The 14,505-nt window shown below is 70.9% G+C and carries 11 protein-coding genes and 1 pseudogene; 6 read left to right on the top strand and 6 right to left on the bottom strand.

Going from position 1 to position 14,505, the window contains the following annotated elements; genetic code table 11:
• Positions 1-2 precede the first annotated feature (2 nt).
• From ACFWQC_RS26275 to ACFWQC_RS26260, 4 genes are read right to left on the bottom strand one after another with little or no spacing between them, the layout of a single operon-like run.
• Positions 3-1,199, bottom strand: a complete 1,197-nt coding sequence (locus ACFWQC_RS26275) for a Wadjet anti-phage system protein JetD domain-containing protein (RefSeq protein WP_378685105.1) — start codon at positions 1,197-1,199, stop codon at positions 3-5.
• On the bottom strand, positions 1,196-4,552 hold the full coding sequence (locus ACFWQC_RS26270; protein ID WP_378685139.1) for an ATP-binding protein: 3,357 nt from the start codon (positions 4,550-4,552) through the stop codon (positions 1,196-1,198). Before ACFWQC_RS26270 ends, ACFWQC_RS26275 begins: the two co-directional genes overlap by 4 nt.
• Positions 4,553-4,554: 2 nt before the next feature.
• A complete protein-coding gene (locus tag ACFWQC_RS26265; RefSeq protein ID WP_378685102.1) occupies positions 4,555-5,268 on the bottom strand; it encodes a DUF4194 domain-containing protein in 714 nt (237 codons plus the stop codon).
• A gap of 58 nt (positions 5,269-5,326) precedes the next feature.
• Positions 5,327-6,856, bottom strand: a complete 1,530-nt coding sequence (locus tag ACFWQC_RS26260) for a DUF3375 domain-containing protein (RefSeq protein ID WP_378685099.1) — start codon at positions 6,854-6,856, stop codon at positions 5,327-5,329.
• Between the two features lie 99 nt (positions 6,857-6,955).
• On the opposite strand from ACFWQC_RS26260, the gene ACFWQC_RS26255 reads away from it, so the two are divergent.
• Positions 6,956-8,134, top strand: coding sequence for an Ig-like domain-containing protein (locus tag ACFWQC_RS26255; RefSeq protein WP_378685097.1), 1,179 nt, complete (start codon positions 6,956-6,958; stop codon positions 8,132-8,134).
• Here the strand turns inward: ACFWQC_RS26255 and ACFWQC_RS26250 are convergent.
• Both ACFWQC_RS26250 and ptsP read right to left on the bottom strand, forming a co-directional pair.
• Complete coding sequence (locus ACFWQC_RS26250; protein ID WP_378685095.1) at positions 8,131-8,556, bottom strand: SRPBCC family protein; 426 nt, start codon at positions 8,554-8,556, stop codon at positions 8,131-8,133. The two genes, ACFWQC_RS26255 and ACFWQC_RS26250, sit on opposite strands and share 4 nt — an antisense overlap.
• A gap of 30 nt (positions 8,557-8,586) precedes the next feature.
• Positions 8,587-10,263 (bottom strand): phosphoenolpyruvate--protein phosphotransferase, encoded by a 1,677-nt coding sequence (gene ptsP, locus ACFWQC_RS26245; RefSeq protein ID WP_378685092.1) that lies wholly within the window; start codon positions 10,261-10,263, stop codon positions 8,587-8,589.
• A 106-nt stretch (positions 10,264-10,369) separates the two neighbouring features.
• Between ptsP and ACFWQC_RS26240 the strand changes: the two genes are divergently transcribed.
• The 5 genes and pseudogenes from ACFWQC_RS26240 (at position 10,370) to ACFWQC_RS26220 (ending at position 14,445) form a co-directional block, all read left to right on the top strand.
• Complete coding sequence (locus ACFWQC_RS26240; protein ID WP_378685089.1) at positions 10,370-11,152, top strand: DeoR/GlpR family DNA-binding transcription regulator; 783 nt, start codon at positions 10,370-10,372, stop codon at positions 11,150-11,152.
• On the top strand, positions 11,149-11,424 hold the full coding sequence (locus ACFWQC_RS26235) for a hypothetical protein (protein ID WP_378685086.1): 276 nt from the start codon (positions 11,149-11,151) through the stop codon (positions 11,422-11,424). Before ACFWQC_RS26240 ends, ACFWQC_RS26235 begins: the two co-directional genes overlap by 4 nt.
• A complete protein-coding gene (locus tag ACFWQC_RS26230) occupies positions 11,421-12,101 on the top strand; it encodes a 1-phosphofructokinase family hexose kinase (RefSeq protein ID WP_378685083.1) in 681 nt (226 codons plus the stop codon). Before ACFWQC_RS26235 ends, ACFWQC_RS26230 begins: the two co-directional genes overlap by 4 nt.
• A pseudogene (locus ACFWQC_RS26225) lies at positions 12,098-14,157 on the top strand (fructose-specific PTS transporter subunit EIIC). Before ACFWQC_RS26230 ends, ACFWQC_RS26225 begins: the two are co-directional and overlap by 4 nt.
• A 30-nt stretch (positions 14,158-14,187) precedes the next feature.
• Entirely contained in the window at positions 14,188-14,445 is a 258-nt protein-coding gene (locus tag ACFWQC_RS26220; protein ID WP_378685080.1) for an HPr family phosphocarrier protein, read from the top strand.
• Positions 14,446-14,505 lie beyond the last annotated feature (60 nt).

Below are 14,505 nucleotides of genomic sequence, written 5' to 3'. Positions count from 1 at the left end.
GGTCAGCGCGCCATCAGGGCAGCGACCGCTTCCTCGGGAGGAAGCTTCTCCTGTTCGATACGTCGGAAGCCGGCTTCTCCTGCGGTCGCGACCGTGGCGTAGGCATCCCGCTCGTCATCGGTGAGCTCGGCCAGGTTGCGGCCCGATGGCTTGAGAGGGTTGCCCTCCTTGTCCTCACTCACTCCCTGCGCCTTGTGTCGGTCCATGGTGTGCAGGTCCATGAGGATCGAGGACACCTTGGGCAGCGCTGCACGGAATCGGGCAAGGATGGCGTATCCGTCTGCATCCATGTCGCCCCAGTAGACGACCCTCTCGGCCTCACGAACCCACGGGATCTCCGCCACCAGCGCTGTGGCCGCAGCACCGCCTCCCTCGACCACGACCGTGCCCTGGACCTCGGGGAAGGAGATCCGGCAGTCCCGATTCTCGACAACCACGACCGTCTGCGGGAGGTATCGAATGGAGTGGCTATCGCCTGTCGTCCACGAGTCGTGCCGACGAGGGTTGTCCGGGCCGGCGAGATAGGTGGGATCGACGTAGGTGAGGTGGACCGCGATCGGCCGCTGGCGCAGCTCTGCGTCGAGGTCGCGGCCGGTCAGACTGTTCACGAGTGACTTGTGGTCATCGAGCCACTTGGTGTGGACCTGGGGGATCGGCAGCTGGCGGGCGGTCCATCTACTCAGGTCTTGATGATCTGCAAGCCAGCGCACCACTCGGTCGAGCACATCCAGGTCGACGTCGGAGAGTTTGACGACCTTCTTGAGCTGGCTCCCGCTGAGTGTCGCTCCGGTCGCTCGCATTCGCTCGGCGACGACTCGGGCGCGAGCGACATCGATCTCGACCGGACCACCACCGAGCACGGTGAGCACGGCTTCTGCTGAGCCCAGGTCGGGAGCGCGCAGATACCTCGGTGCCGATTGACGCCCACGGCGTACCGAGACCGACGAGTGCTCGATCCACGCCTCGGGTCCTACCTCTGACGGCAACTCGAGTCGGCGCCATGCGGCACGCCACCGCTCCCAGGAGTCGGTCCCGATCCGCTCGACGTCGGCCCCGCTCTTCACATTCGGACGCAGAGAGATCTCGAAGTCGAATGGCCCGCGCTGGACCTCCACGCAGACCGCCGTCGCCCAGTCGGCCTCGATCCGACGAGCGAGCGCGTCGCGTGCAGCCTCTGGACCCAACAGCCGAGCGCTCAACGGGCCGAGACCTCCTCCAGACCCACCTCGAGCTTCGGGAACGAGTAGCCCGCGGCGTCCTTGAGCACTGTGTACTGAACGTCGACGTGTGGCTCGATGGCGCTGTGCTTGTCGTTGGGGGCGCCGATGATGAGCTGGAAGCCCAGACCTCGCCAGGCACCGATGGCGCGGCCGGTGAAGCGGGCGTCGGCCTTGATCAACGCCTCGTCGAGGAAGACCGGGGCGTAGCGCGGCCGGTCTGCGCCGGCGTCGCCGAGCTGGTAGCGCAGTGCCGCCCCGACGATGAAGGCGACCAGCTCCTGCGACTCGCCGCCGGACTTCTCACCGATGTGGTCGTAGAGGGCGACGTGCTCGCCGGTGTCGGCGGTGACCTTCTCGGCGCTGACGCGCACGTGGTTGCGTACGTCGATCAGGTCGGCGAAGTCGGGCGCCGTGCGGCGCATGCGGTCGATGAGCCGGGACATCCGGGTGTAGGCCTGCTCCCGGGTCTCGTTGGACGAGGCCTTCTCGATCAGGTCGCGCACGGTGCGGAGCTCCTTGCGGAAGCGGCCACGCACCGCCGACTGGCCCTCTTGGGTGTCGATCCGGAGCCGGTGGCCGTCGTCGTTGAACGGCAGCTCGGCGAGGATCTGGTTGATCGGGTCGATCCGGTCCCGGATCTCACGCACGGCCCGCGACAGGGTCGAGTCGAGGTTGGTCAGGTCGTTGCCCGACAGTTTGAGCAGCGAGTCGCGCCACTCGACCTCGAGCTCGTGCAGGCCGCTGGTCTGCAGCTCGTCGAGGAGACGGTCGAAGTCGGCGTAGGAGGCATCGGGGTCGGTGTGGAGGTTCGGGTTGGGCCAGCGCTCCAGGAACGCCTCGAAGGTCTGCTGCAGCTGCGACCTCGCCTGCCCGATCGTCACCTGTGCGGCCTCGTGATCGACGCTCAACCGCCCGCCCGCGCGGACGAAGACGGCATCGAGCTCGGCGAGCACGTCCTCGCGACGGCCAGCCTCGTCACCACCCGACGCCCGGAACAGCTCGTCGAGGTATTCCAGCTGGTCAGCGCGGAGTTCCAAGCCCGATGCCTCAGCCTTCTCGAGCGCATCCTTGGCCTGGTCGACCTCGTCGACGATCGCGCTCCACCGCTCGTCGAGCTTTTCGAAGTCGCTCTTGGCCCGGCCCACGTCCTCGCGCCGATCGGCGGCCTTGCGGCGCGCTTCGGCGACCCGGTCCTGAAGATCGGCGATCTCGGGATTGTCGGCGGTGACCTCGGCGATGACCGAGGCCCAGCGGTCGCGCTCGGCCTCGGCCGAGGCCACGTCGACCTGATCCCAGGAGACCTTCGTGATCGCCTGGTAAGCGGCGCGGCTGGCGTCGAGGTCCTCGAGCGCCTGCTCGGCCTTCTCAACCGCGCCGGCCGCCTCGTCGGTCTCGCGTCGGACCGCGTCGATCTCCTCCTCGAGCTGCGCGACCAGCCGCGTGTTGGTGAAGCCGAGCACGTTGCGGGCGCCGTGGCCGCCGTGCGCACCCCGGGCGCCCTGGGAGACCTGGCCGGTGACGGTGAGCGCCATCTTGTGCTGCGCGAGCAGGCTCGGCGTCTGCACGCACACGTACCCGTGCCGCGAGACCAGCCGCTCCTTGAGCCACCCGGTGAAGACGGTGCGCCGATACTCCAGGCGCCCGGGCAGGGTGCCCTCGTCGGGATCGCTCTGGTCGCGCATTCCTGTGTGTACGGCCTCGAACCGCACCCGGGTCGGCGTCCGCACCGAGTCGATCGCGGCGCGGAACGCACCGGTGTGAGCAGCGTCGATGAGCAGCGTGGTCGCGAACCCGCCCAGCGCGAGGTTGAACGCCTCACGCCAGGCCTCGTGCTCGGTGCGCACCTCGACCAGCTCGCCGACGAACGGCATGTCGGCCGGGGTCAGACCGGCGGCCCCGGCCAGCACTTCGCGGGCGGCGCGGAGCGGTTCGGGGATGTTGTTCTTCACGCTCCTGGCGTCACGGAGCTCCTGCTCGAGAGCATCGAGCCGTCTCACCGCCTCGTCCGCGGCGGATCGGGCCGCGGCGTAGGTGTTGCGGGCGGCTCGACGACCCTCCTTGTCGGCCAGGGCCGCCCGAGCCCGATCCAGCAAGTCCTCGAACGCCTGCTGGTCCGCCACGTCGACATCGAGCACCGAGAACTCGCCGTCGAGCGAGGACCGCGCGCTGCGTACGCTCGCGAGCCTGGTCTCAGCGGCCTTGATCTCGCGGGTGGCGGTCTCGAGGCGATCGCCGCCGGAGGCGCGCAGGGTCTGCTCCAGGGCCTCCCGCTCGCTCTCGGCGGCGGCGACCAGCGCCTCCTGCTCGTGAACCGACCGCTCCGCTTCGCGGTGACGTTCGCTGAGATCGGCCTCGAGCGCACTGATCAGCTCGACCCGCTGCCCGGCCCGCCAGAGCCCTGCCGGGGTGGACTCCTCCGCGAACGAGCCGATGTCCTCGATCACGCCGAGCCGCTCGGCCGCCGCCTCGATGGCGAGGCGGTGTTCGCGGATCGGCGTCAGCGCACGCACCTGCTGTTGCGCGGTGACCATCCGGTCGCGGGTAGCGGAGAGCTCGTCGAAGTGCGCGACGACGCCGTCGGCGGTCGCGAGGGTCTCGGGCTCCTCGAGCACCATCTTCTTGTAGAGGTCGTCGACCGTGGTGATCTGCTGCCCCGCCTGGATCCGGCCGAGCAGGTTGACCGCCTTCTCGCCGTCGCCGGCGGCACCGATCCCGAGCGCGGAGTGGATCCGGGCGGTGAAGTCGCGGTCGGTGTCGAGCGGGGTCAGCCCGACCTCGGAGACCGAGGTGCGCGTGAACCGGTGGGCGGCGACCGGCTCCAGATCACGTACGTCGAAGCCCGCCTCGGCAACGGCACGGAGCTTGGTCACGTCGTCGAGGTTCTTGGCGGACGCGGGAACGTACCAGGCCCGGACTGCGGTGAAGCGGGTGCCGGTCTGGTCCTCCCAGGTCATCGCGATCGCCGACCAGGTGTCGCGGCCATCGCCGCGCAGGACTCGGATCTTGGTCCCGTCGGCGGTCTTCGCCTCGTCGATCTTGCCGCGCGCGTAGGAGAGGATGTTGCGCTGGTCCTGGCCGCGCGGACGGCCCACGACACCGCCGTTGGAGGCACCGTTGAAGGGCGTCGTGTGGGGCATGATCAGCGCGATGTAGGCGTCCATCAGCGTCGACTTGCCCGACCCGGATCCTCCGGTCAGCAGCGTCGCCGTCGGCGAGAACCGCACCCGGTGGGCACCGTCGTAGCCGCCCCAGTTGACCAGCTGCAGCTCGCGCGCGACCCACTGCCGGCCGTTCGAGCGGGCGGGGATGAGGCCGAAGAGGCTGTCGATCATGTTCACTGCTCGGTCTCCTCATCGTCATCGGCGTCGTCGTTCTCGCTGGCCTCCACACGCTCGGCCGCAGGCGGCTTCGCGGCTCGACCGCCGGACTCCTTCAGCCACGCCTTGAGCTCTGCGAGCTTCTCGACGCTGAGCACGATCTCGACGAGGGGGGTGATCCGGTAGCGCTCCTCGGACTCCTCCTCGATCAGCCCCTCGCGAGCGAGCCGGTCGACTGCCCGGCGGATCTCGCGGCGCGCGGAGGCATCGCCGCTGGCGACGTCGAAGTAGGTGAGTACGGTCTGCTCCAGCTCGTCGGCGTCAACCCGCGCGGAGTTCTCCCCCGCGCCTCGTTCGCGCTGGAAGACGGTGCGGAGATGGACCAGCACGAGCGTCTCGGCCCGCGAGTAGGCGTCGTCCTTGAGAAGCACCGGCACGTCGAGCTCCTCCGAGCGCACCTGTCGCTTGTAGGCGATGCCGCGGTCATGGTCGACGACGAGCCGGATGAACAGGTCGTGGAGCCGGGACTCGATCACCGCCTGATGGTCGAGCAACGTACGCCACTGCCGCGGGCTCTTCTCGGCCGTGATGAACCGGCGGCGCAGCAGCTGGACCAGCACCCGGCGGATGTCGGCGTCGAGGACGCCGCGGTCGCCGACGAAGAGCTCGGTCGGGTCGTCCTCCATCGGGATGGGCTCGATGAAGCCTTCCGGTTCGCTGCCGTAGGCCACGGCTCCAGCCTCAAGCTCAACTTGAGGGTTAGCCTCAGTCTCGGCCGGTGTCACGGTGTCACTCAACGCCCATCCCCCCTGTGCCAGTTCCTTCGGCATCTGCCGCCATCAATGCGTTGAGCCTCACTCCGCCGAACGCGAACCGTCGCCGCACCCCGTCGGCCCGTACCGCCTCGATCGTGGAGATCTCCCCCGTCTCGGTTATCCCGCGCCGGTGGGCGATCTCCAGCAGCCCGAGCAGGTCGACAGGCCGTCGGATCTCCTGCGGCGCGGCCGCGAAGACCTCCGCCAGGTCCACCGGTTCCTCGGCCCCGTGGGTCACCAGATAGGCGTCCAGGTGGGCCTCGATCGCCCGGTAGCCCGGCCCGCCCCAAGCCTTGGTGTCCTCGACCGCGCTCTCCACATCGCCCCAGTCGGCGAGCGGCGCCGGTGGCTCAGGCGGTCGCAGCTCGCTGACCGACTGGCGCAGGTGACCGAGGTCGGCGACGGGCAGCCGGCGCAGCGGCTCGACGGACTCGGCCGGCCGCGAGGACGGCATCCACGCCTGGAAGCCGACCATCACATCGCGCAGCAGGTCGTCGACCTGCCGGTCGCGGGCCGGGTCGTGCGTACGCACCTGGGTGGTGATCACGTGGGAGGCGGTCTGCTGGGCTGCCAGCACCTCGGCGACGCCCGTCTCGATCCGGCGTCCGACCGCGGCCAGCTCGGCCCGCTCGTGCGGGCCCATCTGCCTGGTGAACCGATGTCGCAGCACGGTGTGCAGGTTGGTGGCCAGGTCGTCGAGGCGGCGCGGGTCACCGATCATCCTCAGCGCACCGGCGAACGCCTTGCCCTCGGGCGTGGAGGCCATCACATCCTTGCCGCGCTGCAGGTACTCGCGCAGGACCTCGCCGGCCGGACGTACGTCCTGACGCAGGTCGGTCACCACGTCACGCTGCATCGCCCGGATCGACTCGACCACCCGCGCGAAGTCGGCGGGGAGCTCGCGGGTCAGATGGAGGATGTTCTCTGCCTGCTCCAGCAGGGTGTCGTCATCGACGGCGTCGACGAGGCCGGTGCGGTCCAGACGGGCGATCTCGGCGCGCCGCTCGGCGATCTCCTCGGTCAGCCGCGCCACCCGGGTCAGCACGTCGGGGTCGGCGTCCAGGGCGAGCCGCTCGACCGCCTCCAGCAGCGTCCTGACCCGCGACTCCGAGACCCGCGCCCGAGATCCGCTCGCCCGGCCGGCGATCTCGAGGGCGCCCACCGCATGCGCGGAGAGCCGGTAGACCTCGTCCTCGCCCTCGATCTGGCGCAGCAGCCACCCGGCGCGCACCCACTGGCGGCACAGTTCGCGGGCCGTGCCGACCGGCAACATCACCTCGCCACCCTCGCCCTCGGCATGGCCGGTCGCCCGGAGCCGGTCCACCATGTCGCCGATCTCGGCGTGCGCGTCCACCACCGGCACGGCGGCTCGCTCGGAGGTGAAGGTCACCGAGAGCACCGCCACCACGAACGGCGCGAACCGGCCGTGGAGGAGGTCGAGCATCGGGTTCTTGAAGGCGGCCAGAGCCCCGGCGTACGCCGCCTCGACGCGAGTGTCACTCATCGGCAGATACCGTACGTGGCAGCACCGACAACACCACAACCTTCATCACACGCGCGGACGCGCCGAGAATTCGGTTGCCGCCTACCGCATAGTTGTCCCATGCGGGTTCGTCCTTTTCCTGTCGTGGTGGCCGTGGTGGCCCTGATCGCACTCTCCGGCTGCGCCGGGAACTCCGAGAGCCCGGAGTCCGCCGCGAACGGCGAGTCGGCCAGCGCCTCGCCGTCCGCGGAGGCCCTCACCGCCAAGATCTCCCCCGCCGACGGCGCCAAGGACGTACCGGTCGACAGCACCGTGACGGTGACCGCGACCTCGGGCGAGTTCACGAGCGTGAAGGTCGCCAAGCCCGACGGACGCACCGTGCCCGGCTCGCTCTCCGAGGACAAGTCGACGTGGATCGCCAACGACCTGCTCGACCCGGCACTGCGCTACACGGTCACCGCCACCGGTGAGACCGGCGAGGTCACCAGCAGCTTCACCACCCGCTCGCTCTCCCTGGCCCAGCAGACCTTCGCCACGATCGTCCCCGTCGACAAGTCCGAGGTCGGCGTCGGAATGCCGGTCGCGGTCTACTTCGACATCCCGGTCAAGGACCACGCCTCCTTCGAGAAGCGCATGCACGTCACCTCCACCCCGGCGCAGACCGGCTCCTGGTACTGGGTCTCCGACACCGAGGCCCGCTACCGACCGCAGGCCTACTGGAAGCCGGGCACGACCATCAAGGTCGACCTCGACATCAACGGCGCCTCCGCCGGCGGGGACGTCTACGGCCAGCACAGCCGCACAGCCACCTACAAGGTCGGTGACGCGCACGTCTTCAAGGTCAACGCGCGTACGCATCAGATGAAGGTCTTCAGCAACGGCAAGCTGCTGCGTACGATCCCGATCACCACCGGCAAGCCCGGCTTCACCACGCGCTCCGGGATCAAGGTCATCTCCGAGAAGCACCGCGTCAAGGAGATGCGCTCGGAGACGATCGGCATCTCCGACCAGAGCTCGAGCGACTACTACTCCCTCGACGACGTCGAGTACGCCATGCGGATCAGCAACTCCGGCGAGTTCATCCACGCCGCGCCCTGGTCGACCGGGTCCCAGGGCTACGCCAACGTCTCCCACGGCTGCACCGGCCTCTCCACCGCCAACGCCGCCTGGCTCTACGGCCTGGCCCGCATCGGCGACGTCGTCGAGACCACCGGCACCGACCGGAAGATGGAGTGGGACAACGGCTTCGGCGACTGGAACCTGCCCTGGGCCGAATACCAGAAGGGCTCCGCACTCTAGACCGCTGCGACCAGCCCCTCCCGGCAGCCGAGCATCATCTGCCGGTGGTTCCAGGTCAGCACCGGCCGCAACAGCATCGAGGCCAGGCCGAGCAGGCCGTCTACGGCGACCTCCTGCTCGAACACCATCCGGCTCCCGCCCGGCGCCGGCGTCAGCGTCCACCGCGCGAACCCGTCCAGGTCGCCGCCGAGCCCGACCTCCAGCGTCGGCAGGTCTCGGCTGACCGCGTGCAGCACGATCTCCAGGTCGTACGGCAGCGCCGAGCGGCACACCAGCAGGGCGTCGTCCTCCCCCAGCTTCGCCACCGCCCGCACCTGCGGCCACCACTCGGGATAGCGCTCCAGGTCGACCAGCACATCTCGCACCGCCTCGGTCGACATCGGCAGCTCCCAGGTCTCGGCGAAGACGTAGCGCGCGGGCATGAGCCCAGTTTGCCGCGTACAGCCCCCGAGTCAGTCCAGGAGTGCCGCAACCGCCTCCCGGCCCCGGGCTGGTGAAAGAGCGCCGAGGGCAGCCTCGGCGGCTTCGTCGCACAGTCCGGCGGTCACGGACTCGAGCCGGGCGCCGACGGCAGCCACGGCGGCGGGGGCCATCGACAGCGAGGTGACGCCCAGCCCGACGAGCACGGGCGCGAGGAGCGGGTCGGCGGCGGCCTCGCCGCAGATGCCGACAGGCTTGCCGGCCGTACGCCCCGCCTCGGCGGTGATCGCGATGAGCTGCAGCACCGCCGACTGCCAGGGATCGGTGAGGTGGGCGAGATCGGTGGCGAGTCGGTCGGCGGCCATGGCGTACTGGGTCAGGTCGTTGGTGCCGATGGAGAGGAAGTCGACCACCTCCAGCATCCGGTGGGCCATCAGCGCCGCCGCCGGCACCTCGACCATGACACCCGGCTTGAGGCCGCGGGCGCGGACCAGGGCGGCGAAGTCGGCGGCCTCCTGGACGGTGGCGACCATCGGCGCCATCACCCAGGTGTCGGCTCCGGTGCGCTCGGCGGCGATAGCGATGGCGTCGAGCTGACGCTCCAGCAGGCCAGGGTTGTCGGCGGCGAGCCGCAGGCCGCGTACGCCCAGGGCCGGGTTCTCCTCGCCCTCATGGGTCGCGAAGGCGATCGGCTTGTCCGAGCCCGCGTCCAGGGTGCGTACGACGACATGGCCGCGGCCGGCGAAGGGCGCGAGCACCTCGGCATAGACGTCGGCCTGCTCGCTGACGGTGGGCTCCTCGCGACGGTCGAGGAAGCAGAGCTCGGTGCGGAAGAGGCCCACGCCTTCGACCTGGCCGGCGGCCGCGTCTCGTGCCGAGGAGCCATCGGCGACGTTGGCGAGCAGGGCCACCGGGTGGCCGTCAGCCGTGCGTCCGGGCCCGGTCCAGGCGGCGACCGCCTGGCGCCGGGCAAGGTCGGCCTCGGCGCGGGCGGCAGCGTCGGGCCCCGGCTCCAGGTCGACGATCCCGGCCTGGCCGTCGACGAGCACCGGGGTTCCCGCGGCGATGCCGGTCGCGCCGGCCACGCCGACCAGGCACGGGATGCCGAGCTGGCGGGCGATGATCGCGGTGTGGCTGGTGGGGCCGCCGCGCTCGGTGACCAGCGCGACCACACGAGCCGGGTCGAGCGCGGCGGTGTCGGAGGGCGCCAGGTCGGCGGCCACCAGCACGCACGTCCCCTCGGGCATGTCCACGCCGGGTTCGGGCTCACCGGCGAGGTGGGCGAGGACCCGGCGCTCGATGTCGCGCAGGTCGGTGACGCGCTCGGCCATCAGGCCACCCATCCCGCTGAACAGCGTGGCGAACTGCTCCACCGCCGCCACGACGGAGGCGACCGGACCCTCCCCCGCGCGCAGGTGCTTCTCCACCGCGACTCGCAGTCCCTTGTCACGGGCCAGGCCCGCGCTCGCACTCAGGACGGAGGCGGCCGCGCCGGATGCGGCCTCGGCCCGGCGGGCGTACCCGTCGGCGACGGCGGTCGCGGCCGCTTCGTAGGCCGCGAGCGCGTCCTCGGGCTGGTCGAAGCCGCGTCGCTCGAGGGACTCCAGCGCGTCGGGATCGACCTCGGTTCGCACCACGTGAACGGGCGCCAGCACGATCCCCGGGACCACCGGAGTGCCGGAGAGGACAGATGAGTGAGACGTGACCATGGCCACAAATATCTGCCCTAACCCCTTGACTAGTCAACACATTCGGGCATAAAACAACATATGTGGGCATTCACAACGCCGAAACCCACCTGAAACCACACCGATCATGAAGGAGGCCGCGATGTACGCCGAGGAGCGACAGATCGCGACGGCCCGTCTCGTCGCCGAGCGCGGGCGGATATCCGTGGCCGACATCGCCGAGCGGTTCGAGGTCACCACCGAGACCGTGCGGCGAGACCTCTCCACGCTGGAGCGGCGAGGCCTGGTCCGCCGGGTCCACGGCGGCGCGGTGCCGGTAGAGACCATGGCCGTGCTCGAGTCCGCGCTCGGCGAGCGCGAGCAGACCTTCACCGCGCAGAAGGACCGCATCGCCCGGGCCGCGCTCGCACTCCTCCCCACCGAAGGCGGCACCATCGCGATCGACGCCGGTACGACGACCAGCAGGTTCGCCCACGCCCTGCCGCGCGAACACCAGCTCACCGTGGTGACCCACGCGGTCCCCGTCGCCGCCATGCTGGCCGGCAGCCCTCAGATCGAGCTCCACCTGCTGCCCGGTCGCGTCCGGCCGGCCACCCAGGCCGCGGTCGGCGCCGAGACCGTGGACGCACTGAGCCGGCTGCGGGTCGATGTCACCTTCGTGGCCACCAACGGACTCACGCTGGCCCACGGCCTCTCCACCCCCGACCACGAGGAGGCCGCGACCAAGCGCGCGCTGGTCAACGCCGCCCGCCGGGTCGTGTGCCTCACCGACTCCAGCAAGATCGGGGTCGAGACCACACTCCGCTTCGCCGCGCTGGGCAACGTCGACGTGCTCGTCACCGACAGCGACATCGACGACGACGTCGCCGACGAGCTCCGTGAGAGCGGCCTCGAGGTGCTGATCGCATGATCGTCACCCTGACCGCCAACCCGAGCATCGACCACACCGTGATGCTCACCAGCGCGCTGCGCCGCGGTGAGGTGCTGCGCGCTCGGACCACCACCTCCCAGCCCGGCGGCAAGGGCGTGAACATCTCCGGAGCCGCGTACGCCGCAGGGGTTCCCACCCGGGCCGTGCTCCCCTGCCCCGACCTCGACCCGATGGTCGCCGAGCTGCGTGCCTCCGGGCTCGACGTGGTGACCGTCGGACCCGCCGGCCGCCGCGGATCAACACCACCGTGACCGAGCCCGACGGCACCACCACCAAGCTCAACGGCCCGGGCGCCACCGCGACCCCGGCCCTGCTCGACGCCCTGGCGGACCGGCTCGTGAAGGAGGCCGAGCAGGCTCGCTGGGTCGTACTCGCCGGATCGCTGCCGCCCGAGGCGCCGTCGGGTTGGTACGCCGAGGTCGTGAGCGCGCTCCGCTCCACCGGCACCCGCATCGCCGTCGACACCAGCGAGGCACCCCTCCAGGCGCTCGCCGCCGCGCTCCCGGGCGGCGCACCCGACCTCCTCAAGCCCAACGCCGAGGAGCTGGCCTCCATCACCGGTTCCGACCCCCTCGAGGACCCGGCCGCCGCAGCCGCTGCAGCCCGGACCCTGGTCGACAGGGGCGTGACCGCCGTGCTCGCGACCCTCGGGGGAAACGGCGCCGTCCTCGTCTCCGAGGAAGGCACCTGGCACGCCACCCCGCCGCCTACCGAGGTCGTCAGCACGGTCGGTGCCGGGGACAGCTCGCTGTTCGGCTATCTCCTCGCCGACCTGCGCGGACTCTCCGCCCCTGAGCGTCTCGGGCTCGCCGTCGCGTACGGCAGTGCAGCCGCCGGCCTCCCCGGCACCACCCTCCCCACCCCACCCCAGGTCCGTGCCGACCTCGTGTCCGTACGCGACCTCGACCCCATCACCGGAGGACTCTGATGTCCGCACTCATCTCCCCCGAACTCGTGGCCCTCGACGCCGATCTCGGCACTGACAAGCACGACGTCATCCGTGCCCTGGCCCAGCGCGTGGCCGACTCCGGCCGCGCCACCGACCTCGACGCGCTCATCGCCGACGCGCTGGCCCGCGAGGAGGTCTCCGCCACCGGTCTCCCCGGCGGCCTGGCGATCCCGCACTGCCGTACGTCCGGGGTCGACGAGCCCGTGGTGGCTTTCGCCCGGCTCTCTCCGCCGGTCGACTTCGGCGGCAAGGACGGCCCCGCCGACCTCGCCTTCCTGATCGGGGCACCGGCGGGCGGCGACGCGACCCATCTGACCATCCTGACCAAGCTGGCCCGTGCGCTCGCCCGTCCCGAGTTCGGCCAGACCCTGCGCGAGACCGACTCAGCCGAGCAGGCTGCCCGGACCATTCTCGACGCGGTCGGCGACGCACCGGCCGCCGCCCCGAGCACGACGCCAGAGCCCGCGCCGGCCCAAGCTGCGGAGGAGAAGCGCACCCTGGTCGCAGTGACCGCCTGCCCCACCGGTATCGCCCACACCTACATGGCCGCCGAGGCGCTCCAGGCCGCGGCCGCGCGGGCCGGCGTGGAGATCGCGGTCGAGACCCAGGGCTCGGCCGGGGCGACGCCGCTGCCAGCCGAGACGATCGACCGCGCTGACGCCGCCATCTTCGCCGTCGACGTCGGTGTCCGCGACCGGAGCCGCTTCGCCGGCAAGCCGCTCATCTCCTCCGGAGTGAAGCGTCCGATCGACGACGCCGACGCGATGATCGCCGAGGCGCTGGCCGCCGCAGCGGACCCGAGCGCCGCCCGCGTGGAGTCCGGCCGGGGCGACTCGTCGGAGTCCGCCGGCAGCGCCTCGGAGAGCTGGGGCGGACGGACCCGCCGGGTCCTGATGACCGGCGTCTCGTACATGATCCCGTTCGTCGCCGCCGGCGGCCTGCTGATCGCCCTGAGCTTCCTGCTCGGCGGCTACGACATCACCGACGTCTACGGCGCGGTCATGGTCGACAACACCCTGACCAACCTCCCCGACGTACAGGCCCTCGGTCTCGACCACGCCCTCTTCGACAGCGGCCTCGCCGTCTATCTCGGCGCGCTGTTCTTCGTCATCGGCAAGACCGCGTTCATGCTGTTCATCCCCGCGTTGGCGGGCTATATCGCGTACGCCATCGCCGATCGCCCCGGCATCGCCCCTGGCTTCATCATGGGTGCACTGGCCGCCAACCTGTTCGGCGTGGTCAACGCCGACGGCGTCGCGGCTCCTGCGACCGGCTTCCTCGGCGCGATCGCGGGCGGTGTCCTCGCCGGCGTGATCGCCCACTGGGTCAGCGGATGGCGGGTCCCGAGCTGGGCGCGCGGCCTGATGCCCGTCCTGGTGATCCCGCTGGTGACCTCGATCCTGGCCGGTCTGGTGATGATCATCGTGCTCGGCAAGCCGATCAACTGGCTGATGGAGCAGCTCACCGACGGCCTCGCCGCCCTGGACGGCACCAGCGCCGTCGCCCTCGGCGCGGTGCTCGGCCTGATGATGGCCTTCGACATGGGCGGCCCGCTCAACAAGGTCGCCTACAGCTTCGCCGCCACCGGAGTCGGTGCCGCCTCCCTCGCCGCCGACTCCCCCGAGCTTCGGATCATGGCTGCGGTCATGCTCGCCGGGATGGTCCCGCCGATCGCGCTGGCGCTGGCCACCGTCGTACGCCCCAGCTCTTCACCCCCGCAGAGCACGAGAACGGCAAGGCCGGCTGGCTGCTCGGCGCCTCGTTCATCACCGAGGGAGCGATCCCCTTCGCCGCCGGTGACCCGATGCGCGTCATCCCGGCGATCATGGTCGGCAGCGCCGTGACCGGCGGCCTCTCCCAGCTCCTCGACGTCGGCGTCCGCGCACCGCACGGCGGCATCTTCGTCCTCTTCGCCGTCACCAACGTGCTCGGCTACCTGATCGCGCTGGCCGCCGGCGTGATCGTCGGCGCCGGCATGGTGATCGCCCTCAAATCCCTCGGCCGCGCTCCGGTCCCGGCCGCCGCGACCAGCTGACCCCCTCAAACACACCACCGAAGGAGCATCATGCCCACCCAGACCGTCACCGTCGGCTCCGCCGTCGGCCTGCACGCCCGCCCCGCCGCGATCATCTCCGAGAAGGTCGACGAGCTCGGCGCCGAGATCACCCTCGCCGCCCCAGGCGGTGAGCCCGTCGATGCGGCCTCGTCGCTGCTGATCATGACCCTCGGCGCCGCCAACGGCGACAAGGTCGAGGTCACCGGCCCCGACCAGGCCGCGGTCGACACCATCGCCGCTCTCGTCGCGCAGGATCTCGACGCCTGAGCGAGGCGTCACCGCGGTCGGCCGAGGCGTCACCCCCGTCGCCCGAGGCGTCAGCTAGGT

It is taken from the genome of Nocardioides sp. NPDC058538, assembly GCF_042719275.1.
GTDB lineage: Bacteria > Actinomycetota > Actinomycetes > Propionibacteriales > Nocardioidaceae > Nocardioides.
The sequence above is the reverse complement of the archived record's forward strand: the minus strand, read 5'-3'. Positions and strand labels throughout refer to the sequence as shown.